Raw genomic sequence first — 23,410 nt, 5'->3', positions numbered from 1 at the left:
CTCCTTCAGGATAGTGCCGACAGCCGCGCTGCCAGCCAGTGCTCAAATTCGGGTGGAAGAGCGGCTTCCACATCTAGTACCCAGCTGTTGGGCGGCGCCAGGGTGTAACACTTAACAGCATCTTTGGCGGTCATAATCACTGGGCGCGACTCTGCAAAGCTTAGCGCGTCTGCACTAAACTGCTGGTGATCGGCTAACGGATGCCACTCACCCTCGACCCCCAAGGCGGAAAGTGTCTGAAAAAAGCGTTGGGGATGCCCGATACCTGCCACTGCGTATACCGGCAGCGTAAACGGCAGTGGCGAGAGAGGAAAGCGCTCACCGTCTGCCAGGCGGCGCCAGCCCAGCGGTGCTAACTGCATAGTGATCGCTGACGATATAAGCGTCGAGTCAACCGGCAGCGGCGGCTGAAAGTCACCATTCGTGATCACCGCATCAACCCGCTGCAGCCGAGTGGCTGACTCGCGCAGCGGCCCGGCGGGCAGGCAGCGCCCGTTACCTAACCCACGGGCACCATCGACAACCACCAGCTCAATATCCCGTGCCAGGGCCAGATGCTGCAAACCATCGTCGCTAAGGATAATATCGCAGCCCTTCTCTACCAGTGCCTGAGCTCCACGCACGCGCTGGGGATCCGCTACCACCGGCAGCCCCGTCTGCTGTGCCAGCATCAACGGCTCATCACCGCTTTCAGCCACATTAGTGGCGGCGGTAACCAGCAGCGGGTAACGCGACGCCTTCCCCCCATAGCCGCGGCTTACAATGCCTGGTGACCAGCCTTTAGCCACCAGCCAGCTAGCCAGCCACGCCACCAGCGGCGATTTACCCGTTCCCCCTAAGGTGATATTGCCCACGACAATCACCGGCACCGGCGCCTTCCAGGTGACTTTGCTGCCCCTCCGGTAGCCTTGCTCTCGCCGTGCCATGGCACACTGATACAGCGCTCCTAACGGCCTCAGCGGCGCTAGCCAGCGACTGCCCTGGTACGCGCCTTGTAGCCAGCGCTCTGTCAGCGTTCTCATAGCACTTCTTGAAACTGTAGCTGATGCAGCGCCGCGTAGGCACCATCAGCCTCTAGCAGCGCCTGATGCGTCCCCTCTTCAACAATGCGCCCTTGATCCATCACCACGATTCGGTCGGCCCGCTCAATGGTAGAGAGACGGTGAGCGATGACTAGGGTGGTACGCCCTTCACAGACCCGCTCCAGGGCTTTTTGAATATAGCGCTCGGATTCCGTATCCAACGCTGAAGTCGCCTCATCCAGCACCAGCAGCGGCGCATCCTTGAAAATCGCCCGGGCAATCGCCAGCCGCTGACGCTGCCCCCCGGAGAGCATCACGCCATTTTCACCCACAGTAGTGGCATAACCATTGGGAAGCTTATCGATGAACTCATGGGCATAGGCGGCTTCAGCGGCCGCTTGAATAGCCTGGAGATCAGGGTTGGCCACGCCGTAGGCAATATTATCGGCAATGGAAGCGTTGAATAGCGTCACCTGCTGGGATACCAGCGCAATCTGTTGACGCAGCGGGCCCAGAGCGTACTCATCGAGATTAATGCCATCAATACGGATACTGCCTTGGCTGGGCCGATAGAAACGCGGCAGCAGGCTAACCAGGGTGGACTTGCCACTTCCCGAGCGCCCGACTATCGCTACCAGCTCGCCCGGTGCGACGCGCAGATTGATATCGTGCAGGACTTCGGGCTGGTCATCAGCGTAACGGAAGCTGACATGATCAATCACCACATCGCCCCTTAAACGGCTGGCAATTTGCTTACCACTATCCTGTTCGGGAGTCATATCCAGCAAGCCGAAAAGTTCTGATGCCGCCGCCAAGCCTTTCTGAATTTCACCGTTAATCTCGGTTAATTGCCGCACTGGCTTAATCATTAGCGCCGCGGCGGTAATGAAGGCAACGAACTCTCCCGGGGTCATGTTGGCCATCAACGAGGGCGCCATGGCCAGCCACACCAGTATGGCCATGGAGATAGCCACCAGCATCAAAATAACCGGAGAGCTGACTGCACGGGTCATGGCCTCTTTCATGCTTTGGCGACGATTCTCTTCACTGACCCGCTCAAAGCGCTGCTTCTCATACGCCTCCGCGCCGTGGGTGCGTACTACCCGGTAGCCTGACAGCGCTTCCGAGGCAATATGGGTAACATCGCCCATGGAGTGCTGAATGCGTTTCGAGATGCGCCTAAAGCGCTTACTGACGTAGCTAACCACCACGGCAATGATCGGCGTCACGCCCAAAAACAGCAGCGTTAGCATCCAGTTAGTCCATAGCAGATAGAGCACCAGACCAACCACGAACAGGCCTTCACGGAGAATAATCGTCACCGCCTTGGTGGCCGCCCCTGCCACTTGCTCAACGTGGTAGGTGACCCGCGATACCAGTTGACCGCTGGAGTGGTGGTCAAAAAACCAGCCGGGCAGATGGAGTAGATGAGCAAACACATCACAGCGCAGTGTATGGATCACATAACGGCCAACATAGGCCATGAAGTAGGTACTTAAAAAAGTACCTACCCCCCGGGCGGAAAACATAATAATCACAAACAGCGGTAGAAAGAACCGAAAAGCGGCATCCGGGTTCTGAATGCCATCAATGAGGCGCTTCATCATTTCTGCCAGCGCGGTACTCGACGCGGCGTAAACCACAAACCCCACCACTGCCAGCGCAAAAGCACGCCAATGCGGCTTTACATAGCCCAACAACCGTTTATAGATAACCCAACCTGAATCAGTCACACGCGCTCCTGGCCGAAGACCCAAGGGCCTATAAGTATGCAATGCGGGGAATTCTACCTGATGGCGACGCGCTTCAACACTGGTTGCGTCGTCCTGGCACTGGTCGCATCGTTTCAATATGAATAGGTTGGGCCGCGTTTAGCCGAAAACGCAGCGCTCCGTCATGGGCCGTGCTCCATAGACAGCTTCCCTGCTGACGAAAGCGGCGCACCACCGAGTGGACCGGATGGTGAAAAGGGTTGCCGCGTCCCGCGCTGAACACCACATGCTCAGGTGAGGTATGGCGCACAAACTGGACGCCCGAGCTGGTACCACTGCCATGGTGCCCTGCCACCAAGACACTGACGGGCAGGTCTACCTCGCGCAGGAATCGCCGTTCCACCTCGGTGCCCACATCCCCCGTAATCAGCAGCCGCTGCTCACCAACGCTCACCTCAAGAACGCAGGAGCGATCGTTAGCAGACAAGTCGTTATTCCCCGCGGGGGCCAGAGAATACGGTAGCTGACTCCGTCACGCTCCCAATGTTGGCCACGTTGGCAGTCACTGCTTGGAACAGGCAGAGCTTCCCCCGCAGGCGCCAGCCACTGTTTGACCTGATGATCGGCTAGCAATGCGCCGATACCGCCGGCGTGATCGTTATCAGCGTGGCTAACAATGACTTGGTCAAACTGCTGCCCTGGCGACCAAAGCATCTCCAGGGGCATAAAGCCACTGCGGAAGCGCGGCCCGGTGTCATAAAGAAGGCGATAGTGTTCGCTACGCAGCTCGATCAATTGGCCCTGCCCCACGTCATACACAGTGATACTGAGCGCATTGGGAAACACCGATGACGAAAGCGGCCACCACGGCAGCGTCAACACCAGCGCAGTAGCCGCCAGCCGTAAACCGGGCAGCACGGCAGGTAGCCCCCAGCATAATGACAGTAGCAGCAACGCCAAGGCGAGGGGGTAGGCTAATGGCCGCTCAGGCTCCCATAAGGGCCAGTGCTGCACAGCCAGCGTCAGCAACAGGTTGAACACGCTCAGCGCCTGCTCAAACAGCCACCATACCAACTCCCCCGCCAAGGGGATGGGTGACAGCAGCCACCCCAGTAGCGCTGTGGGTACCATCACCGAACTCACCCAAGGCACGGCGACTAGATTGACCAATGGTGCGGCGGGCGCCACCCGCCCAAAGGCTACCAGTACCGCAGCGGCCATTAACGGGGCTAGCAGCAGTTGCGATCTCACCAGCGCCCAGCACCAGCCCTTGATACCCTGGGGGCGGCTCCGCCCTTGCCAAATAATAATCAACCACGCTACGGCGATAAACGATAGCCACATTCCAGGACGCCACAGCGCCAACGGATCGAATAGCAGTACCAGCGCAAGTGCCAGCCACCAGCCTTGCCAAGGCCCCGGCGCATGCCGACCACTCAGCACCCACAGCCCGACCAGAGTCATCACCATTGCCCGCATGGCCGGCGGCGCCATCCCTGCAAGGGAGGCGTAACCCACACAGGCTAACGCTGCCAACCACCACGGCCAGGTACGCATACGCCAGTGGGTGGGCGTGGTAAAACGCGCGCCTAACTTGGCCAGCATTAGCACAAATGACGCCACCAGCCCGACATGTAAGCCTGAAATCACTACCAGATGCGTGGTGCCGGTGGCATTCAGCAGCGACCAGTCATCTTGGGTTAGCTGCTCACTATCGCCTAGTGTCAGCGCTGCCAACCAGCGCTTGGTTTGCTCGCCAAGGGGTTGGCGGGCTAAAAAATCCAGCGCCAGCTGGCGCAGCGTGGGGTCTGCGGGAGAGAGCCTAACGGGCGCTGGTTCCTGGCGCAGGTAGCCGGTAGCGTGGATTCCTTCGCGCCACAGCCACTGCTCATAATTGAAGGTATCAGGATTGGCAAAGCCGCTGGAGGGTCGCAAACGAAGCGTCATTTGCCACTGTTCACCGGGCTCAAATAGCGCATCGCTATAAGCGGTTATGCGCACCTTGCCGAGCGCCGAACAGCTGGGCCGTTGCCCCGCGGTCGTTAAAGCGCTTTGACACTTATCGACGCTTAACAACAGGCGCGTTGCACTGCCCACTGGCTGAGCAGTCAACACGGTAACCTCTACGGCAATATCTTCTCCGCTTAGCCCCGCAGGCAAACGACTCCCCCACTCTTTTTGTACCCCTATGAAGAGCCAGGCGCCGACTAGCAGCCAGATACCTATGCGCGGGCGCCACCCCACGCCTAGCAAAGCAGCGACCAACACCCACCCAAAGGCGTTGGGAGTCACCCCAGCGGTGTGGCTGTACCAGGCAACAGTGCCCCCGGCGAGTGCCGAAAGCGCCGCTGGCATGGCAACCCCTAACCGCATAGAACTCTCCCTGGCGACACTTCATTGATGGCCTAGCATAGCCGAAAGGCAGCTCGATATGGATAATGGGCCACATCGATAGGTAAGAGTATCCGTCATGCCGCGCAGGTTCCTGCAGCGCTACATGCCCAAACCCGACACCATCAGGAAGCAGCGCTCGCTTCGCTTTATGGCACCGCTGATTGCAGATCCGGGTTTGTGGCTTTTAACTCGCCGAAGCGTTGCCAATGCCTTTAGCGTGGGCGTGTTTTGCGCGATGCTACCCATCCCTTTTCAGATGGTGGTCGCAGCCCTGGGCGCTCGTATTACACGTTGCAACTTAGCTCTCTCGGTGGGCCTGGTATGGATTACTAATCCATTAACGATGCCGCTATTTTTTTACGGTAACTACCGGATAGGTACTTTTATTCTGGGCGCGCCCGTGCGGGAAGCACCGTCACGCATTTCGACGCGCTGGATCGCCGAGCAGATGCACGACATTATGCCGGCACTGGTCGTCGGCTCGTTGGTAACCGCGGTAGTCTTAGCCATCGTGGTCAATATTGGCATTCGCTTGATCTGGCGCTGGCACGTCTCCCATAACTGGAAACGCCGCCGCCATAAACGTCGGCAGCGGCGCGCACAAATTGAAGCGGAATTTGATGAGTAATGAGTGAGCTCGACGCTTAGAGCGCTGGTGCCTGCTCTACCAACCTGCCTGCATCCAGCTTAAGCACCCGGTCTTGATGGGCCGCCAGACTAACGTCATGGGTCACAATCACAAAGGCGCAGGCGCTCTCTTTGGCCAGTTCGTCCATGAGCGCCAAAATGGTCGATGCGGTAGTTTGATCCAGATTGCCCGTGGGCTCATCCATTAGCACCAGGCTAGGATCGGTGACCAGCGCCCGAGCAATCGCTACCCGCTGGCGCTCCCCGCCGGACAGTTCACCGGGCTTATGATCCGCCCGTGGTTGCATACCTACCCGCTCAAGTATCTGCATGGCCCGCTTTTCGGCGGCCTTTTTTGACTGACCGCGAATTATCAGCGGCAGCGCAGCGTTCTCAAGCGCAGTGAACTCCGCCAACAAGTGATGGAACTGGTACACAAACCCGATATAGCGGTTGCGAAAGCTGCCAAGTGCCGCCTCATTCAATCCTGATAGCGGTTCACCAGCGATAATGACACTGCCTTCACTGGGGCGATCAAGCCCCCCAAGCAAATTGAGCAACGTTGTTTTACCCGAGCCCGAGCTACCTACGATAGCCACACGCTCCCCGGCGCGCACTTGCAAATTGAGCTTGTCCAGTACCGTCAGATCCTGGGGGCCTTCGCTATAGGTTCGTGTCAACGACTGACAATCGAGCATTACCGCCGCCTCTTGCTCATTATTGATGGGCGTAGAATTTATAGCCGTCGAATTCATAGACATCGTGTCATCCTGGTTCCTGAAATCATTGCTCCTGAAGCCATTATTCATAGCGCAACACATCCGCTGGCTGAACTTTTGCCGCCCGCCAAGCGGGATAGAGTGTCGACAGGAACGTCAGACCAAAGGCTGCCAAAACAATGCGACTGACATCATTCCACTGCAGGCGAGAAGGCAGATCGCTAATAAAGTAGACACCCGCATCCAAGAACTGGATCCCCAGCGTGCCTTCCACCCAGCCAATCAGATCAGCAATGGTCAGCGCCAGCAGCACACCCACGGCTACCCCAATGGCGATACCAATAAAGCCGATGGCCATGCCCTGAACAATAAAAATCCCCATAATCGAGCTCGGCTTAGCACCGATCGTCCGCAGAATGGCGATATCCGCACGCTTATCGGTCACCACCATCACCAGCGTCGAAACGATATTAAATGCTGCCACGGCAATGATGACGGTTAACAACAGTGCGATCATGCGCTTTTCCATCTGAATCGCCTGGAAAAGATTGCCTTGAGAGAACGTCCAGTCGCTGCCCCGATACTCCGGCCCAAGCTCATTGAGAATCGCCTGGGTTTCGCTGCTGGCTGCAAACAGGTCATCCAACTCTAGACGAAGCCCACCGACCGCATCACCTAGCCGGGCAAGCGTTTGCATATCTTCGATATTGGCGTAGGCCAAATTGGCGTCCAATTCAGCCCCGACGCTAAAAATACCGCTAACGGTAAAGCGCTTTAAGCGCGGAAATACCCCGGCGGGGGTAATCGATGCTTCAGGCACCAGCAGCGTCACGCGGTCGCCCACGCCAACACCCAAGTTACGCGCTAACATGGAGCCCAGCACTACGTGCCACTCGCCGGGAACCAGATCACTCAGTTCGCCCTGGCGCATGTGCTCGCCGATAATCGAGACACGGTCTTCCCAATCAGGATCAATGCCGTTAACCATGGCCCCCTGATTGCGCCCCCCCACGGAGAACATACCCTGCTGTTCAACATAGGGCGCAGCGCCGATGACACGTTCGCGCTGCATCAACTCCTCGGCTAACGTTTGCCACTCGACCATACCCACTCGGGACTCTATTTTAGCATGGGGCACCATGCCTAAAATACGCGTGCGCAGCTCATGGTCGAAGCCGTTCATCACCGACAACACCAAGATAAGTACCGCGACCCCCAGCATTAACCCCAACATTGAGGTAAGTGAAATAAACGAAATAAAGTGGTTCCGGCGTTTAGCGCGCACGTAGCGCAGCCCCACCAGGAAAGGCAAACGATCAAGCATGGCGTCATTCCTTATCAATAAGCGCTCATGGTACGGTTTTTTTAGTCACTGTGCATGTTCAAACGGCCATTAGAGCGGTCTGCGCCGTTAGCGTTCAGATTAAAACGTGACGCTTGCAACTTGCCCCGCCACGCCCTACATTGCGCCGATTTACTGCTGACCTTGGGGCTGCACTTTTATGACGTATCGTTTGCTACCCGAATGGTATCCCCAGGATGGGATACAACTGACCTGGCCTCGCCCAGATGGCGATTGGGCGCCTCTGCTTGCGCGCATCGAAGCCACCCTCGAACGTATTGTCATTGCCACGGCGCGCTATCAGCGGGTGCTTATTTGCGTGCCCGACGAGCCCACTAAACAGCGCTTGGCCAACGTTTTTAGTGCCTGCGGGGTGCCCGCTGAACGCCTGCTGCTTATTGTCGCACCCAGCGACGACACCTGGGCAAGGGATCACGGCCCGATCAGCGTGGTCGATGAAGATGGCCAGTGTTTGATGCTCGATTACATCTTCACCGGCTGGGGCGGTAAGTTTCCTGCCGAGCACGATAACCGTCTCACCCAGTGGCTTGCCGATGCGGGTGCCTGGGCCTGCCCGGTGGCCTCGCGCGATCTAGTGCTGGAAGGTGGCGGTATAGAAACCGATGGCGAAGGCACCCTGCTTACCACCGAAGCCTGCCTGCTTAACCCTAATCGCAACCCCACGCTATCCCGAGCAGAGATAGAAGCGCAGCTTGGCGAAGACTTCGGCGTCGACCGGGTACTGTGGCTGGCCAACGGCCACTTGGAGGGCGACGATACCGACAGCCACATTGATACGCTGGCACGCTTTTGCAACCCAACCACCATCGCCTACGTGCGTTGCGATGACCCCAACGACCCGCACTACCCGGCCCTGGCAGCCATGGAGCAGGAGCTGCTGGCTTTCAGGCAACGCAATGGCGAGCCCTACCGGCTTATCCCTCTACCCTGGCCACAGGCTTGCTTTGACCCGGAGGATGGCCACCGCCTGCCCGCCACCTACGCCAACTTCCTGATCATCAATCAGGCCGTACTAGTGCCTACCTACGGCGACCCGGCGGATGCCAACGCCCTGCAAGCGCTGGCGGTTGCTTTTCCCGAGCATACGCTCATCCCTATTGAGTGCGTCAGCGTTATTCGCCAACATGGCAGCTTGCACTGCTTAACCATGCAGCTTCCGAAAGGCACGCTTGCCCGGGGCACGCCTACCACGACCGCTATTTGCTAAAGGAGTCACCATGTCGACAACGCTAACCGTCGCTGTTGTGCAGCAACCCGCGTGGCCGGAAAAAGCCCAAAGCCTGTCTGCCAGTGAAGCTGGCATTCGCAGTGCCGTTGAGCAAGGCGCACAGTTGGTGCTGCTTCAAGAACTGCATGCCACCCACTATTTTTGCCAGTTTGAAGACCCTTCGCTGTTTGACCTGGCAGAGCCCCTTGACGGCCCGACCGGCCAGCGCTTGGCGGCGCTCGCTAAGGAGCTGGATATTGTCCTGGTCGGTTCGCTATTTGAGCGCCGCGCACCGGGTCTCTACCACAATACCGCCGTGGTCTATGACCGCGCCAAAGGCCGCGTTGGCCAGTATCGCAAGATGCATATTCCCGATGACCCAGGGTTTTATGAGAAGTTTTACTTCACCCCGGGGGATCATGACAGCGCCCGTGGAGAAGGCTTTACCCCTATTGAAACATCGCTAGGCCGTCTCGGCGTATTGGTCTGCTGGGATCAGTGGTACCCTGAAGCCGCCCGACTGATGGCGCTGGCCGGCGCCGACCTGCTGCTCTACCCCACGGCGATCGGCTGGGATCTCAATGACGACGGGGAAGAGAAGCGCCGCCAAAAAGATGCCTGGACAGTGATTCAGCGCGCCCATGGCGTGGCCAATGGCTTGCCCGTACTGGTGGCCAACCGGGTTGGCTTTGAGGCGGATCACTCCGGGGTTGGCGATGGCATTCAGTTCTGGGGCGGCAGTTTTGTCTGCGGGCCGCAGGGAGAACTACTTGCCCATGCGGGGGAAGAGACAGAGCAGTTGGTCGTTACCCTTGATATGGCGCGCAGTGAAAATACCCGCCGCATCTGGCCTTATCTGCGTGACCGCCGTGTGGACGCTTATGAAGACCTAACCCGCCGCTACCGGGACTAGGCGTAGACTAAACGTCGCTCCTCGCTAACGTGTAAGCCGAGCTGGGCATCAATAAAAAACGCCTGCTCTGGATAACTCCCAGGCAGGCGTTTTTCACTACTATAGCGCTTTTATGCGTTCTGGCCGGGCGCGTTACTTCCAGAAGTCACGGATTGAGGCGATCCCTTGAGCGCCCACGGCACGGGCGTGGTTGGCATCGAAGCGCGTCATTCCGCCCAGTGCAAACACCGGCATACCTGCGCGTTCGACCAGTTGCTGGAAATCATGCCAACCGAGGGGCGCAACTTCGGGATGCGATGGCGTGGTGCGTAGCGGCGAGAGACTAACGAAGTCGCATCCCAACACGGCTGCCTGGGTAAGCTGCGTTTGGTTATGCGTTGATGCCGACAGCCACTTGCTTTCAGCAATCGGACGGCGCTCCAACTGCATTAAGCGTTCACTGGTCAAATGAATACCGTCGGCGTCAATCTGATCGAGCAGCGCCGGTTCACCGTTAAGCAGCAGACGAGCACCGTGCTCACGACACAGACTCAATGCACGCTGGGCGCGGGCCAGATAAGCCGCCTCATCCAACTGCTTGGCGCGCAGTTGTACCAGGCGAATGTTGTCTTCACGCAGTGCGCGTTCCAAAAACGCATCAAAACGCGCTTCATCCACCTCTTCCCCGGTAATTAAATACTCGGTAGGCAGCCTTACCGCGCGCAGAATCGGCAAATTAGCCGCTGGGAAGGGGTAGTTGGAGAGCTCGCTCATGGGCACCCAGCGCACCGCCTGTCCCTCACGGCCAAAGGGTTCACCCGCAAACTCATGCACCTGCCATACATCGAGCAGGATATGCTTGTCGGGGTACTCATGGTGGACGCGAATCAAGGGCTGGGCACAGACAATCTCAACGCCGAGCTCCTCGTGCAGCTCGCGCTTTAACCCTTCAAGGCCGGTTTCATAAGGGGCCAGCTTACCGCCTGGAAACTCCCACAATCCGCCATGGTCAACGTTCGACGGCCGACGGGCGATCAGTACTTGCTGCTGATCGGCGCTGATAATGGCAGCTGCCGCGACGTGAACCCGTCGTTTTACCTTTATGCTCATAGACTCATATACTCGTTACGTCTGTATCCACTGCGCGCACCAATGCCGATGGCACCGGTGCTATCTCGCTGCGCATGACCTTTATCGCTGCCAGTTAATCCGCTGCGAGGAACGAATGACTAGCTGCGGTAATCCGCGTTGATAGACACATAGTCATGGGAGAGGTCAGAAGTCCACACCGTGGCACTCTCTTCCCCGCGCCCCAAGTTAATGCGAATGGTAATTTCTGACTGCGCCATTACGGCACTTCCCGCTGCTTCGGTGTAGCCTGCTGCACGTCCGCCCTTTTCCACCAGGCGTACATCACCTAAATCAATCACCACACGATTGACGTCAAAGTCACTCACAGGCGCGCGCCCAACGGCTGCTAAAATACGCCCCCAGTTAGCATCTGAGGCATAAAGCGCGGTTTTCACCAGCGGCGAGTGAGCCACGGTAAAAGCCACATCAAGCGCCTCTTGACGATTTTAGCCTCACCCACCTGAAGGGTAACGAATTTCGTTGCCCCTTCTGCATCGCGAATAATCGCCTGCGCCAGCTCAGTCATCACTCGCTGCAAGGCGTTGCTGAAAACGGCAAGCTGCTCTTCATCGGCGATGCGAGGCCCCGTGCCGGTCGCCGCTAACATACAGGCGTCGTTGGTGGAGGTATCGCTGTCCACGGTAATACAGTTAAATGAGCGATCGACGGTTTCGCGTAGCAGACGATCCAGTAACGGTGCTTCGATAGCAGCATCGGTTACCACAAACCCCAACATGGTCGCCATATTGGGTTTGATCATGCCCGACCCTTTAGCGATGCCGTTAATGGTCACCTGCTGGTCGCCTATTTCCAGCGTGACGGTGGCGCCTTTGGCACGGGTGTCGGTGGTCAATATACCTTGCCCCGCCTGCTCCCAGGCAGCACTGTCGCTGGACAGGCTTTCAAGCGCTGGCGCAAAGCCCGCTAATAGGCGATCCATCGGCAGCGGTTCACCAATCACGCCGGTTGAGAATGGCAGTACATCCTGCTCAGTCACGCCTACCTGCCTGGCCAGTTCAGCGCAGCTAGCTTGTGCATCGCGCAAGCCTGCTTCGCCGGTTCCCGCGTTGGCATTGCCGGTATTGATCAGCCAAAAGCGTGGCGAACGATTTTCAGTGCGACACTGCTCCAGATGCTTTTTCGCCACGACCACGGGGGCGGCGCAGAACGCATTAAGCGTAAAGACCCCTGACACCGTCGTAGTCTCTGGGAGCTCAATCACTACCACATCACGACGATTCGGCTTTTTGATACCCGCCATTGCAACCCCCAGGCGCACCCCTTGTAGGGGTGGCAACTCTGGAAAGGGAGTGTTTCCAACCGCCATGATTCTCTCCTTTAGACAAAGACCGTTTTACAGACCTTTCAAAAACGGTCTCAAAAACGGACACCGTTAGCTTAGTTTTCCGCAGCACTGCTTATACTTTTTACCCGAGCCACAAAAACAGGGATCGTTACGACCCACTTTTGGGCCCTCGCGACGCACAGGGCGGCCATCTATACCCGGTGCTTCTTGCTCGTTTTCGGGTTGCTCCGCGGCGGGAGCGTCATGGCGGCTAGCCGCTGTGGCGGTTTCCCGCGCCAGCGCTTCGCGGCGCTGTTGCTCAAGGGCGTCCACTTCCTCGGGCTGACGAACCTGCACGTGGCTCAGAATACGCGTGACATCGGCTTTAATGTGCTCTAGCAGATGCTGGAAGAGCTCAAAGGATTCACGCTTGTACTCTTGCTTGGGGTTTTTCTGCGCATAGCCACGCAGGTGAATCCCGCGACGCAGATGATCCATTGACTGAAGGTGCTCTTTCCAACGCGTGTCCAACACTTGCAGCATGACCTGCTTCTCAAAGCGACGAATCAGTTTCTCGCCCGCCGCCTCGATTTTGGCGGCGTAGGCTTCACGGTGCATGGTCTGCAGCCGCTCACGCAACTGCTCTTCGCTGAAGCGATCATTCTCGGCAGCCCATTGAACCACTGGCGCGTCAAGGTTGAACTCGGTTTTCAGGTGCGCTTCCAGGCCGGGCAGATCCCACTGTTCAGGCAGACTCTGGGGCGGCACGTAGTCACTGATAGCCGACTCCATCACCTCTTCACGAATACCGATAACGGCATCAGCAACGTTATCCGCAGCAAGAATCTCATTGCGCTGGTCGTAGATCACCCGGCGCTGGTCGTTGGCAACGTCATCATACTCAAGCAGCTGCTTACGAATATCGAAGTTACGCCCTTCGACTTTCTTCTGGGCACGCTCAACAGCGTTAGAGACCATCTTATGCTCAATGGCTTCGCCATGCTCCAGCCCCAATGCCTGCATTAAGCGTTTGACGCGGTCAGAGCCAAACAGACGCATCAGGCTATCTTCCAGTGACAGGAAGAAGCGCGTCGAGCCAGGATCGCCCTGACGCCCGGCACGACCGCGCAGTTGGTTATCGATACGCCGGGACTCGTGGCGCTCAGAGCCCACTACGTGCAGGCCGCCAGCGGCCAGCACGCCATCATGACGCGCTTGCCACTCGGCTTTAAGCGTATCAATCTGCTCTTGGCTCGGGTTTTGCAGCTTGGCGACTTCGGCCTCCCAGTTACCGCCGAGAACGATATCGGTACCGCGACCGGCCATGTTGGTAGCGATGGTAATCGCTCCTGGGCGGCCTGCCTGGGCAATAATCTCGGCTTCACTCTGGTGCTGCTTGGCATTCAGTACGCTGAAGGTCAGGCCTGCGTCACGCATCAACTTTGCGAGATACTCCGAGGTTTCAATAGACGCCGTGCCCACCAGTACCGGGCGCCCGGCCTCTGTCTCGGTTTTAACATCCTTGATAATCGCTTCGTATTTCTCTTCAGCGCTCAAATAGACCAGGTCGTTGAGGTCTTTACGGGCCAGTGGCCGGTTGGTAGGAATCACCACTACGTCGAGACCATAAATCTGACGAAATTCAAAGGCTTCGGTATCTGCCGTGCCGGTCATACCGGCGAGCTTTTCATACAGACGGAAGTAGTTCTGAAAGGTTGTCGAGGCTAGCGTTTGGCTTTCCCGCTGAACCGTGACGCCCTCTTTGGCTTCGACGGCCTGGTGCAAACCCTCCGACCAGCGACGCCCCGGCATGGAGCGGCCAGTATGCTCATCTACGATCACCACCTGACCTTCAGAGACGATGTAGTCGACATCGCGGTGATAGAGATAGCGGGCACGCAGGGCCGAGTGCATATGCTGGAGCAAGTTAAGGTTCTGCGCGGCATACAGCGACTCGCCATCGCCCAACAGCCCTTCAGCGCGCATCAGCTCTTCAACTTTATTATGCCCCTGCTCGGTTAGTTCTACCTGCTTCTGCTTCTCATCGATTAAAAAGTCACCAACAACCGTTGCCTCTTCGTCTTCAATCTCTTCGCCCTTTTCAAGCTGCTGGGCGAGTTGATTAACGACTTTATAGAGATCTGTATTTTCATCCACCGCTCCAGAAATAATCAGCGGCGTACGTGCTTCATCGATCAGAATGGAGTCGACTTCATCGACAATCGCATAATGCAGACCCCGCTGAACTTTATCCTCTAACGAAAACGCCATGTTATCGCGCAGATAATCGAAGCCGAACTCGTTGTTGGTACCGTAGGTAATATCGCACTGATAGGCATGACGCTTCTCTTCACTCGTCTGACCGGAGAAGATAACGCCCACGCTAAGGCCCAAAAACTCATACAGCGGGCGCATCCACTCCGCATCACGACGGGCCAGATAGTCGTTCACCGTCACCACGTGAACGCCTTTACCGGGTAGCGCATTGAGATACACCGCCAGGGTCGCTACCAGGGTTTTACCCTCACCGGTTTTCATTTCAGCAATACGACCACGGTGCAGGGTCATGCCGCCCACCATCTGCACATCGAAATGACGCATGCCCATAACGCGTTTACTGGCTTCTCGTACGATGGCAAACGCGGGGGCCAGCAATGCATCAAGGGACTCACCGGCTTCTAAACGCTGGCGCAGTTCAGCCGTTTTCCCATGTAGTTCAGCATCACTAATGGCCTCGAGCTCCGCTTCCAAAGCATTGATATGCGGCACATTCTTGTGCATGCGTTTAACATCGCGGTCATTTTTAGAACCCACGACTTTACGTAATAAATTATTAAGCATGAAATATCCAAATATTCACGAGCGTCCCAGCGGACGTTGCCCTTTCAATGCATGCTGCTTATCTGCGCAGCATGCACAAAGTAGATGTATTAACGATAGGCTTGGCGGGAAGGCGGGCCGCGCTGGGTCAAGACATCCCGTGCCGCAACCAGCAGAGTCATCGGGGCTAGCCAGTGGCATAGACGCCGTACAGGCGCAAAATATTGGGGGCTTTTAGCCCAGCGCTGCTGGGCGCGTCGGCGCTTGGCTACCCAGTGGGACTGGGCGCGCAGAATGGCGGGCACCCAAAAACAGATAGTAGCGCTACGTTCGCTACCACGAAATGCATCCGCAGGGCTTAAACTGGCGGGTAAAAGGCAGCTTACTAACAGGCCAGCCAGCCACCAACGCGCTAAACCGTAACGACGATGACGCCGCGGCAAAGCAGATTGAACATCAAGCGTAGGTGACATGCTGTGGACCGACTCCTGAGCGTGATAAAGTGAGCTAATCAGTCATCGGCGAAGGTGGCCGACGTCATTAGTCATGGTGCCTAAAATAGCAGCACCTAGGAATTAAGCGTATGAGTATAAAGGTTAAGCGTTCGCGCGCCCAGCCCATCGCCCGCTTGCTCTCAAAGTCGGGCGATATTAATCAATTAATGCGCCTCTCTCGGCTAATTGATCAGGCTCAACGCCACCTGCGCGCCCACCTCCCCGAAGAGATGCGGGAGCATATTTTTGTGGGTGGCTTCAGCGAAGGTCGCTTAACGCTGATTAGTGGCCAGGCGGGCTGGTTGACGTGGTTGCGCTTTGAACAACCACGCTTACTAGAACTACTTCATCAATTGCCCGGCTTTGAAGGGGTCAACGGCTTTACTTTTAAAGTACGCCCAGTACGCCCTATTGTGGCGCCACCACGAAACACACGCAGCCTGTCAGCCGATGCAGGGAAAACACTCGCTGAGTGCGCGGAGGACACCGCCCATCCTGCGCTTAAACGCGCCTTGGAGAGGCTGGCATCTCACGCCAGACCACCCAAGTGACAGCCCCGCTGCTTTCTGATTCCAGCAAGCTGCAGCCAGGAGGCTCACCGCTCCGGTCACTGCCCAAAAAGCATAAAGCACCGCCTAAGCGATGCTTTAATAATCAAACAACGTACTAATAGAAACCTACTGATAGAAGGCACTCGCACAACCCCTAAGGCGATGCCGCATCAGGCCATTGCGGGAGCGACATAGGAGATCGGCGCCACGGCCTTTTCTTCTTCAAAAGTGACAATTTCATAGGCATCGGGTTGCGCCAGCAACTCGCGGCATAACTGATTGTTCAACGCATGACCAGACTTGACTCCCCGAAACTCGCCAATCAGGCTGTAACCTAACTGGTACAAGTCACCGATCGCATCTAATACCTTATGCTTAACAAACTCATCTTCGTAGCGTAGACCGCCTTCATTCACAATACGGTAATCATCAACCACAATGGCGTTATCTAAACTGCCGCCTAACGCCAGATTATTAGAGCGTAAAAACTCTAAATCACGCATAAACCCAAACGTACGTGCGCGAGAGACCTCTTTAACAAACGAGGTGGTCGAGAAATCGATCAGCGCGGTCTGTTTCTGCTGCTCAAAAACAGGATGATCAAAGTCGATAGCAAAGGAGACCTTGAACCCTTGATGGGGTAAGAAAACCGCCTCCTTATCGCCGTCAGTCACCCCTACCCGGTGTTTGATGCGAATAAACTTCTTCGCCGCCTCCTGCTCCAAAATACCCGCTGACTGAATCAAAAACACAAACGGGCTAGCGCTACCGTCCATAATAGGCACTTCAGGCTCGCTAACATCTACGTAAGCATTGTCGATGCCCAGCCCAGCAAAGGCTGACATCAAGTGCTCAACGGTCGCCACCTTGACCCCATTCGAAACCAGAGCCGTACAGAGTTTGGTATCTTCGACTAACTCTGCCCGGGCGGGAACGTATACAACGGGATCCAGATCGGTTCTAACAAACACAATCCCAGTATTGGCTGGCGCCGGACGCAAAGCCAGATGGACTTTTTTGCCAGAATGCAGGCCCACTCCGGTGGCGCGAATGACGTTTTGTAGGGTGCGTTGTCTGATCATGGATAGTAGCCGAGCTCTTATGACGGTAATAACCGCAGGGGAAAAGTTATCAAACAGTGTTCACTTTAACAGCAAACGAGCGTTTTAGCCAATAAAACGCTCGCTCGCGGTTACAGTGAGCCTGATATCGAGATCAATCCGCCTGTCGGCGTAGAAACGCGGGAATGTCCAGATAGTCATCGGCTTCGGAAGCGCGACGCTTTTCAGGACGAGGCTTTGCTGCCGCTTCGGGTGCTTCAGCGCGGGCTGTTGCCTGCTGGCGCATGACCGTTGGCTGCTGCAACTTGCGGTAATCAGACGATTCCGCCGCTGAACGACGGGCGGGTTCCCGCGCCGCTGCTTTGGGCTTTTGCCCATCTAAACCCGCAGCCACAACGGTAACGCGCAGCTCATCGGACATTTCCATATCAATGGAGGTGCCGACGACAATGGTGGCGTCTGAAGAGGCAAACTCTTGAACCGTAGCACCTACATCATTGAACTCGCCGATGGACAAGTCGGGCCCTGCCGTGATGTTGACCAGAATACCGCGGGCGCCGTGCAGATCGATATCTTCCAGCAGCGGACTACGGATAGCTTTCTCAGCCGCTTCGCGAGCACGGTTTTCACCCGTGGCACCACCGGTTCCCATCATCGCCATGCCCATTTCAGACATAACGGTGCGCACATCAGCAAAGTCGACGTTGATGATACCCGGACTGGTAATCAGCTCTGCAATACCTTGCACAGCGCCCAGCAGTACATCGTTCGCCGCACTGAAAGCCGTCAGCAACGTGGCGTTCTTGCCCAGCACAGAGAGTAGTTTTTCGTTGGGAATAGTGATCAACGAATCTACGTGTTCAGAGAGCTCTTTCATGCCCTCTTCAGCAGCGCGCATACGTTTTGGCCCTTCAAAGGGGAAGGGACGCGTTACGACGGCAACGGTGAGAATCCCAAGCTCCTTGGCGACCTGAGCCACCACCGGCGCGCCTCCGGTTCCTGTACCACCGCCCATACCAGCAGTGATGAAGACCATATCAGCGCCCACCAACAATTCTGCGATGCGCTCACGATCTTCCATTGCTGCCTGGCGTCCCACCTCAGGGTTGGCGCCTGCGCCTAGCCCTTTAGTGATTTCACTGCCCAGTTGCAGCACTGTTTTTGCCGATACGCGTTTAAGCGCCTGGGCATCCGTGTTGGCGCAGATAAACTCAACGCCTTCAATATTGCTTTCGACCATGTGGTTAACAGCATTGCCGCCACCGCCGCCAACGCCAACCACTTTGATGACCGCACTGCTCGAGGGTGCGTTATCTACCAATTCGAACATAAGCCCCGTCTCCTGAACCGCGCTTGCGGCCCTGTCAGAAATTTCCTTTGAACCAGCCTTTAATTCTTGCCAGCGCCGAATGGTCTTCCTTGATATCACGCCGGGAAAGCTCGTTACGGCCCTTATGGGCCGCAACGACTCCCCCGTGGCTTCTTAGACCTTGCCCATGACGCGTTTCCTGCAAGGCATAATGCAGCAGACCAACGCCCGTCGCATAGATCGGATTACACACTACATCCGCCAAACCTCTTACGTTTTGCGGACATGCGATACGAACGGGCATATGGAAAATCTCTTCTGCCAATTCGCTAACCCCTTCCATGCGCGAGGTACCACCGGTAAGTACTATGCCTGCGGCCACCATGTCTTCATAGCCACTTCGACGCAATTCGTCTCTTACTAGCGTAAACAGCTCTTCGTAACGCGGTTCTACCACCTCGGCGAGCGCTTGACGCGATAGATCACGCGCAGGACGATCACCTACGCTAGGTACCTTGATCATTTCATCACTTGCGGCTAAATGCGTTAGCGCGCAAGCGTATTTAACTTTGATCTCTTCAGCGTGCTGCGTGGGTGTTCGCAGCGCCATGGCAATATCGTTAGTGACCTGGTCACCGGCGATAGGAATGACTGCCGTGTGGCGAATGGCGCCTTCGCTGAAAATCGCCATATCGGTCGTTCCGCCGCCAATGTCGACCATACAGACACCAAGCTCACGCTCATCCTCGGTGAGCACGGCCATACTAGAGGCTAGCTGCTCTAGGATAATAGCATCAACCTCTAAACCGCAGCGGCGGACACACTTTTCAATATTCTGCACCGCGTTTAAAGCGGCGGTTACCAGGTGCACCTGCGCTTCCAAGCGCACACCGGACATACCCAATGGCTCACGTATGCCGCCCTGGGCATCAATCGAAAACTCCTGAGGCAGCACGTGGAGCACTCGCTGACCTTCAGAAATGGCGCGAGCCCTTGCGGAGTCAATTACGCGCTCAATATCAGAGGGTGTCACTTCGCGCTCTTTTATTGCCACAACGCCATCTGAGTTCATGGAACTAATATGGCTGCCTGCTACGCCAACGTATACCGAGTGAATATCACAACCGGCCATTAACTCTGCTTCTTCAACGGCGCGCTGGATAGACTGTACCGTTGATTCGATATTGATCACCACCCCGCGCTTCATGCCACGCGAAGGGTGCGAACCAATACCTGCAATTTCAATTCCGCCATCATCGGTAGGTTGACCGACTATCGCGACGACCTTGGACGTTCCAATGTCCAGCCCGACCACCATATTGGATGCGTTGGGTGAGCCTGCCATGAGTCGGGAAATCTCCTTGCGTCATTGTTAAAAATAAATATAAATAGGGTGGCGCTTAATCCAACGCTTAACATTGAAAGCGTGCTACCCGAAATAATCAGTGATGTGTCTCAGACACTCGCTAAGTACCAATAGCCGATAAGTACCAATAGCCGAAATTAAAAACTATTTAACCCGCGTCTGGCCCATAGTATAGAAACAATAGTCGCAATACGACTAGTGCAAACCCACAATAATAGCCTTGTGAAGCAATTTAAAGCCGATTAGTGGCTTTTTCAACGATGGCAACCACTCACTTTTACACCTTATTTGCATCAAGTAATAGAAGAGTTACTCATCTTGCACAGCAAATTCACTTTCTCCATGCCATGCAACAGCAACGCCGTTGGGGTAGCGCAGATCAATATAGCGGATCTGCTCGGCCAGAGACGACAACTCACGCTGCCATGAAGCCGACAATCTTGCTAAGCGCACTTCATGCTGACGTCGACCCAACATCACCCAAGCGCCATCGTTTAATTGCAGCCGCCAGGCACCGCGCGGCTCTAAACGAAGTTGAGTAAGGTTCAGCGATAACTGCTCAAAGTGAAGTTTTAATCGGTGGTAATAGTCCAACACTTCTTCACTGCTGCCCGCGGGACCGGCCAGATCCGGCAAACCCGCTGGTGGCGATAAGGGCGCAAAAGCGAAAGGCTCACCTTCAGGGTTGAGTAAAAAATCATCGTTCCAGCGCGCGACGGGCTGCTGCTCAACCAGCTCGAACACCAGTGCGTTCGGCCACTCACGGGATATCCGCACTTCGTTTAACCAGCCCACCTGCAGTGCGCGGTCACGCAATTCGCCCAAATCAGCCGACAGCCAAGTGGCATCGACCACCAGAGGCGCCAGCTGAGTGCGCAGGTAGTCGGCGCTGACATATTCCCATTCACCGCGAATAGACACCCGCTCAATTGGACGATCCAGCCATAACCATAGCGCCCGTCCACCGGCTCCCATCAGCAGCGCAAGCAAGATAATTCCCAACCAAGCATTACGCCTTTTCATAAGGCACTTTTTAATAAGGCGCTTTTAAACAAGTCATTACTCATGCGGTGAACGACTCATCTGCGGTGTTGAGTATTTGTAGCACTAGGTCATCAAAGCTAATGCCTGCATGAGCTGCCGCTTGAGGCACCAAGCTATGATCGGTCATGCCGGGTACCGTATTGACCTCCAGTAGCCAAAAACGACCTTCACTATCACGCATGACATCAACCCGCCCCCAACCTGCCCCGCCTATGGCCATAAACGCTTGCTGGCACAGCATAGCGAGTGCAGCCTCATCCTCAGCAGTTAAGCCGCAAGGCAAATGGTATTGGGTGGTATTAGCAATATATTTGGCTTCATAGTCGTAGAAGCCGCCAGGAACTTCTACGCGAATAGCAGGCAGCACCTGATCACCCAGCAGCGCCACGGTATACTCATCGCCTACGACAAAGCGCTCCGCCATCACCCGGGCGTCGAACTGGGCCGCTTCGTGATAGGCCGCCTCTAGCGCTGCCTGGCTTTTTACAATGCTAATGCCCAGCGTAGAGCCTTCGTGCACCGGCTTAACAATCAGCGGTAAACCTAACTGCTCAACCACCGCTGACCAGTCAGAACTGGCAGCCAGCATAATGCTTTCAGGGGTGGGCAGCCCAACCGCACTCCACACCTGCTTAGTGCGCTGCTTATCCATTCCCAGCGCCGAGGCAAGCACCCCACTGCCGGTATAAGGAATATCCAACAGCTCCAGTGCCCCCTGCAGCGTGCCATCCTCACCGCCGCGGCCGTGCAGGGCAACAAAGACCACCGATGGCGCCAGTTGCTCCAAGCCAGCCAGGCCACCGCCTTGGGGATCATAGCCACAGGCATCAATACCTTTACGCTGCAGCGCTTCAAGCACCGCCGCACCGCTTTTAAGCGATACTTCCCGTTCAGCCGAGGTGCCGCCATAAACGACCACGACTTTGCCAAGAGAGTTGGGGGAGGCTACGTTAACGCTCACAAATCCACCTCGTTCATCACTAGCTGTGCCTTTGCCAGGCGCAGGGAAATTCCGCCCACATCACCAGCGCCCTGGGTAATTAAAATATCGCCGGGGCGTAATACGTTGGTTAACAGTGCAGGTAACTCATGCTTGTGCTCGACAAACAGCGGGTCGACTTCGCCGCGTTGGCGGATAGACCCCGCCAGGGTACGCCCCTCAGCGCCAGGAATAACCGTTTCACCGGCACTGTAAACATCCAGCAGCACCAGTGTGTCGACCTGGGAAAGCACCCTGACAAAGTCTTCATATAAATCGCGGGTACGGCTATAGCGATGAGGCTGATATAGCATGACCAGCCGACGATCTGGCCAGCCGGCGCGAATCGCCTGGATCACCATATCAACTTCACGGGGATGGTGACCATAATCATCCACCAACATGATATCACCGCCACCTTTAGGCGCTGGGAAGTGACCATGTACCTGGAAACGGCGCCCTACACCGGCAAAACTTGCCAGGCCGCTCAGAATAGCACTATCACTCACGCCAGCGTCGGTAGCGACCACAATCGCGGCCATGGCGTTTAAGGCATTGTGGCGACCCGGCATAGCCAAACGCACGTCTAACGGCGCGGCGCCCCCTGGGCGTAGCGCGGTGAAGGAGACTTCACCGCCACATTGGGCAAAATCAACGATGCGATAATCGGCATCGCTATCAAACCCATAGGTCACGAACTGCCGCTTCACCTGCTCACACAGCACACGTACATGAGGGTCATCGATACACAGCACTGCTAAACCATAAAACGGCAAGTTGTGCAGGAACTCGATAAAGGTACTTTTAAGGCGCTCAAAGTCGCCGCCATAAGTCGCCATATGGTCAGCATCAATATTGGTAACAATCGACACCATTGGCTGTAAGTGCAAAAACGATGCATCGGACTCGTCGGCTTCGGCAACCAAATAGTCGCCTTCACCTAGGCGGGCATTGGCACCGGCACTGGTCAGCTTGCCGCCAATCACAAAGGTGGGATCCAAGCCACCTTCGGCCAACAGCGTCGCCGTTAAGCTGGTCGTGGTGGTTTTACCATGGGTGCCCGCCACGGCGATACCGTGACGAAACCGCATTAGCTCAGCGAGCATTTCAGCCCGACGCACCACCGGCACACGGTGCTCATGGGCCCAGCGAATTTCTGGATTGGTTTCATCAATGGCACTCGATACCACCACCACATCCGAGCCTTGCACATTGGCCTCAGCATGGCCAATCGCTACACTGACACCACATTGACGCAACCGCTCCACGACTGAAGAGGTTTTCACATCACTGCCGCTAACGGTGTAGCCCTGATTGGCTAGCACCTCGGCAATACCACACATTCCTGCGCCACCAATACCGACAAAATGGAGCCGCCGAATCCGGCGCATACCGGGGCCTGCGGTGGTACGTGCGGGTGTCATGTTGTTGTCC

The 23,410-nt window shown here is 56.3% G+C and carries 19 protein-coding genes and 1 pseudogene; 4 read left to right on the top strand and 16 right to left on the bottom strand.

Annotated features, from left to right (window positions below):
* Positions 1 to 5: 5 nt before the first annotated feature.
* The 4 genes from lpxK to OM794_RS08530 form a co-directional block, all read right to left on the bottom strand.
* Positions 6 to 1,022 carry a tetraacyldisaccharide 4'-kinase gene (gene lpxK, locus OM794_RS08545; RefSeq protein ID WP_211593542.1) on the bottom strand — a complete coding sequence of 339 codons (1,017 nt, stop codon included), beginning with the start codon at positions 1,020 to 1,022 and terminating at the stop codon, positions 6 to 8.
* Positions 1,019 to 2,755, bottom strand: a complete 1,737-nt coding sequence (gene msbA, locus OM794_RS08540) for a lipid A export permease/ATP-binding protein MsbA (protein ID WP_211593543.1) — start codon at positions 2,753 to 2,755, stop codon at positions 1,019 to 1,021. The genes lpxK and msbA overlap by 4 nt, the downstream gene beginning before the upstream one ends.
* 73 nt (positions 2,756 to 2,828) lie before the next feature.
* Positions 2,829 to 3,221: a ComEC/Rec2 family competence protein gene (locus OM794_RS08535; protein ID WP_265154496.1), complete on the bottom strand. Its 393-nt coding sequence runs from the start codon at positions 3,219 to 3,221 to the stop codon at positions 2,829 to 2,831.
* Positions 3,185 to 5,107, bottom strand: coding sequence for a DNA internalization-related competence protein ComEC/Rec2 (locus tag OM794_RS08530; RefSeq protein WP_265154495.1), 1,923 nt, complete (start codon positions 5,105 to 5,107; stop codon positions 3,185 to 3,187). Before OM794_RS08530 ends, OM794_RS08535 begins: the two co-directional genes overlap by 37 nt.
* 97 nt (positions 5,108 to 5,204) lie before the next feature.
* On the opposite strand from OM794_RS08530, the gene OM794_RS08525 reads away from it, so the two are divergent.
* A complete protein-coding gene (locus OM794_RS08525) occupies positions 5,205 to 5,756 on the top strand; it encodes a DUF2062 domain-containing protein (RefSeq protein ID WP_088698616.1) in 552 nt (183 codons plus the stop codon).
* A gap of 16 nt (positions 5,757 to 5,772) precedes the next feature.
* Here the strand turns inward: OM794_RS08525 and OM794_RS08520 are convergent, their stop codons facing one another.
* Positions 5,773 to 6,516 carry an ABC transporter ATP-binding protein gene (locus OM794_RS08520; RefSeq protein ID WP_211593545.1) on the bottom strand — a complete coding sequence of 248 codons (744 nt, stop codon included), beginning with the start codon at positions 6,514 to 6,516 and terminating at the stop codon, positions 5,773 to 5,775.
* A gap of 40 nt (positions 6,517 to 6,556) precedes the next feature.
* Positions 6,557 to 7,798, bottom strand: coding sequence for a lipoprotein-releasing ABC transporter permease subunit (locus tag OM794_RS08515; RefSeq protein ID WP_211593546.1), 1,242 nt, complete (start codon positions 7,796 to 7,798; stop codon positions 6,557 to 6,559).
* A 178-nt stretch (positions 7,799 to 7,976) separates the two neighbouring features.
* On the opposite strand from OM794_RS08515, the gene OM794_RS08510 reads away from it, so the two are divergent.
* Positions 7,977 to 9,044, top strand: coding sequence for an agmatine/peptidylarginine deiminase (locus OM794_RS08510; RefSeq protein WP_211593547.1), 1,068 nt, complete (start codon positions 7,977 to 7,979; stop codon positions 9,042 to 9,044).
* 10 nt (positions 9,045 to 9,054) lie between these two features.
* Positions 9,055 to 9,957, top strand: coding sequence for a carbon-nitrogen hydrolase (locus OM794_RS08505; RefSeq protein ID WP_211593548.1), 903 nt, complete (start codon positions 9,055 to 9,057; stop codon positions 9,955 to 9,957).
* A 132-nt stretch (positions 9,958 to 10,089) separates the two neighbouring features.
* On the opposite strand, the gene OM794_RS08500 is transcribed toward OM794_RS08505, so the two are convergent.
* The 4 genes and pseudogenes from OM794_RS08500 to OM794_RS08485 form a co-directional block, all read right to left on the bottom strand.
* A complete protein-coding gene (locus OM794_RS08500) occupies positions 10,090 to 11,046 on the bottom strand; it encodes a Nudix family hydrolase (RefSeq protein WP_226249804.1) in 957 nt (318 codons plus the stop codon).
* A gap of 119 nt (positions 11,047 to 11,165) precedes the next feature.
* A pseudogene (gene argJ / locus OM794_RS08495) lies at positions 11,166 to 12,394 on the bottom strand (bifunctional glutamate N-acetyltransferase/amino-acid acetyltransferase ArgJ).
* Between the two features lie 66 nt (positions 12,395 to 12,460).
* The gene (gene secA / locus OM794_RS08490) at positions 12,461 to 15,193 is read right to left on the bottom strand and encodes a preprotein translocase subunit SecA (RefSeq protein WP_265154494.1); all 2,733 of its coding nucleotides are present in this window, start codon (positions 15,191 to 15,193) and stop codon (positions 12,461 to 12,463) included.
* An 89-nt stretch (positions 15,194 to 15,282) separates the two neighbouring features.
* Positions 15,283 to 15,645 (bottom strand): hypothetical protein, encoded by a 363-nt coding sequence (locus tag OM794_RS08485; RefSeq protein ID WP_226249802.1) that lies wholly within the window; start codon positions 15,643 to 15,645, stop codon positions 15,283 to 15,285.
* Between the two features lie 110 nt (positions 15,646 to 15,755).
* Between OM794_RS08485 and OM794_RS08480 the strand changes: the two genes are divergently transcribed.
* Positions 15,756 to 16,217, top strand: coding sequence for a DUF721 domain-containing protein (locus OM794_RS08480; RefSeq protein ID WP_226249801.1), 462 nt, complete (start codon positions 15,756 to 15,758; stop codon positions 16,215 to 16,217).
* A 170-nt stretch (positions 16,218 to 16,387) separates the two neighbouring features.
* Here the strand turns inward: OM794_RS08480 and lpxC are convergent, their stop codons facing one another.
* The 6 genes from lpxC to murC form a co-directional block, all read right to left on the bottom strand.
* Entirely contained in the window at positions 16,388 to 17,299 is a 912-nt protein-coding gene (gene lpxC, locus OM794_RS08475; RefSeq protein WP_226249800.1) for a UDP-3-O-acyl-N-acetylglucosamine deacetylase, read from the bottom strand.
* 133 nt (positions 17,300 to 17,432) lie between these two features.
* Positions 17,433 to 18,608: a cell division protein FtsZ gene (gene ftsZ / locus OM794_RS08470; RefSeq protein WP_226249799.1), complete on the bottom strand. Its 1,176-nt coding sequence runs from the start codon at positions 18,606 to 18,608 to the stop codon at positions 17,433 to 17,435.
* 34 nt (positions 18,609 to 18,642) lie between these two features.
* Complete coding sequence (ftsA, locus tag OM794_RS08465) at positions 18,643 to 19,932, bottom strand: cell division protein FtsA (protein ID WP_088698604.1); 1,290 nt, start codon at positions 19,930 to 19,932, stop codon at positions 18,643 to 18,645.
* A gap of 330 nt (positions 19,933 to 20,262) precedes the next feature.
* Complete coding sequence (locus OM794_RS08460) at positions 20,263 to 20,976, bottom strand: cell division protein FtsQ/DivIB (protein WP_088698603.1); 714 nt, start codon at positions 20,974 to 20,976, stop codon at positions 20,263 to 20,265.
* A gap of 40 nt (positions 20,977 to 21,016) precedes the next feature.
* Entirely contained in the window at positions 21,017 to 21,958 is a 942-nt protein-coding gene (locus OM794_RS08455; protein WP_226249798.1) for a D-alanine--D-alanine ligase, read from the bottom strand.
* A complete protein-coding gene (murC, locus tag OM794_RS08450; protein WP_226249836.1) occupies positions 21,955 to 23,400 on the bottom strand; it encodes a UDP-N-acetylmuramate--L-alanine ligase in 1,446 nt (481 codons plus the stop codon). The genes OM794_RS08455 and murC overlap by 4 nt, the downstream gene beginning before the upstream one ends.
* Between the last annotated feature and the right edge of the window lie 10 nt (positions 23,401 to 23,410).

This window comes from Halomonas sp. BDJS001, assembly GCF_026104355.1.
Classification (GTDB): Bacteria; Pseudomonadota; Gammaproteobacteria; order Pseudomonadales; family Halomonadaceae; genus Vreelandella.
Note: the sequence above shows the minus strand (reverse complement) of the source record. Positions and strands in the feature narration are given on the sequence as shown.

Bases quoted from the DNA above. Each gene is read 5' to 3' on its own strand.
- lpxK (WP_211593542.1), bottom strand. From the start codon at position 1,022: ATGAGAACGCTGACAGAGCGCTGGCTACAAGGCGCGTACCAGGGCAGT.
- ftsA (WP_088698604.1), bottom strand. From the start codon at position 19,932: ATGGCAGGCTCACCCAACGCATCCAATATGGTGGTCGGGCTGGACATT.
- OM794_RS08530 (WP_265154495.1), bottom strand. From the start codon at position 5,107: ATGCGGTTAGGGGTTGCCATGCCAGCGGCGCTTTCGGCACTCGCCGGG.
- lpxC (WP_226249800.1), bottom strand. From the start codon at position 17,299: ATGATCAGACAACGCACCCTACAAAACGTCATTCGCGCCACCGGAGTG.
- OM794_RS08525 (WP_088698616.1), top strand. From the start codon at position 5,205: ATGCCGCGCAGGTTCCTGCAGCGCTACATGCCCAAACCCGACACCATC.
- murC (WP_226249836.1), bottom strand. From the start codon at position 23,400: ATGACACCCGCACGTACCACCGCAGGCCCCGGTATGCGCCGGATTCGG.
- OM794_RS08510 (WP_211593547.1), top strand. From the start codon at position 7,977: ATGACGTATCGTTTGCTACCCGAATGGTATCCCCAGGATGGGATACAA.
- OM794_RS08485 (WP_226249802.1), bottom strand. From the start codon at position 15,645: ATGTCACCTACGCTTGATGTTCAATCTGCTTTGCCGCGGCGTCATCGT.
- OM794_RS08500 (WP_226249804.1), bottom strand. From the start codon at position 11,046: ATGAGCATAAAGGTAAAACGACGGGTTCACGTCGCGGCAGCTGCCATT.
- OM794_RS08515 (WP_211593546.1), bottom strand. From the start codon at position 7,798: ATGCTTGATCGTTTGCCTTTCCTGGTGGGGCTGCGCTACGTGCGCGCT.
- ftsZ (WP_226249799.1), bottom strand. From the start codon at position 18,608: ATGTTCGAATTGGTAGATAACGCACCCTCGAGCAGTGCGGTCATCAAA.
- secA (WP_265154494.1), bottom strand. From the start codon at position 15,193: ATGCTTAATAATTTATTACGTAAAGTCGTGGGTTCTAAAAATGACCGC.
- OM794_RS08480 (WP_226249801.1), top strand. From the start codon at position 15,756: ATGAGTATAAAGGTTAAGCGTTCGCGCGCCCAGCCCATCGCCCGCTTG.
- OM794_RS08460 (WP_088698603.1), bottom strand. From the start codon at position 20,976: ATGAAAAGGCGTAATGCTTGGTTGGGAATTATCTTGCTTGCGCTGCTG.
- OM794_RS08505 (WP_211593548.1), top strand. From the start codon at position 9,055: ATGTCGACAACGCTAACCGTCGCTGTTGTGCAGCAACCCGCGTGGCCG.
- OM794_RS08520 (WP_211593545.1), bottom strand. From the start codon at position 6,516: ATGTCTATGAATTCGACGGCTATAAATTCTACGCCCATCAATAATGAG.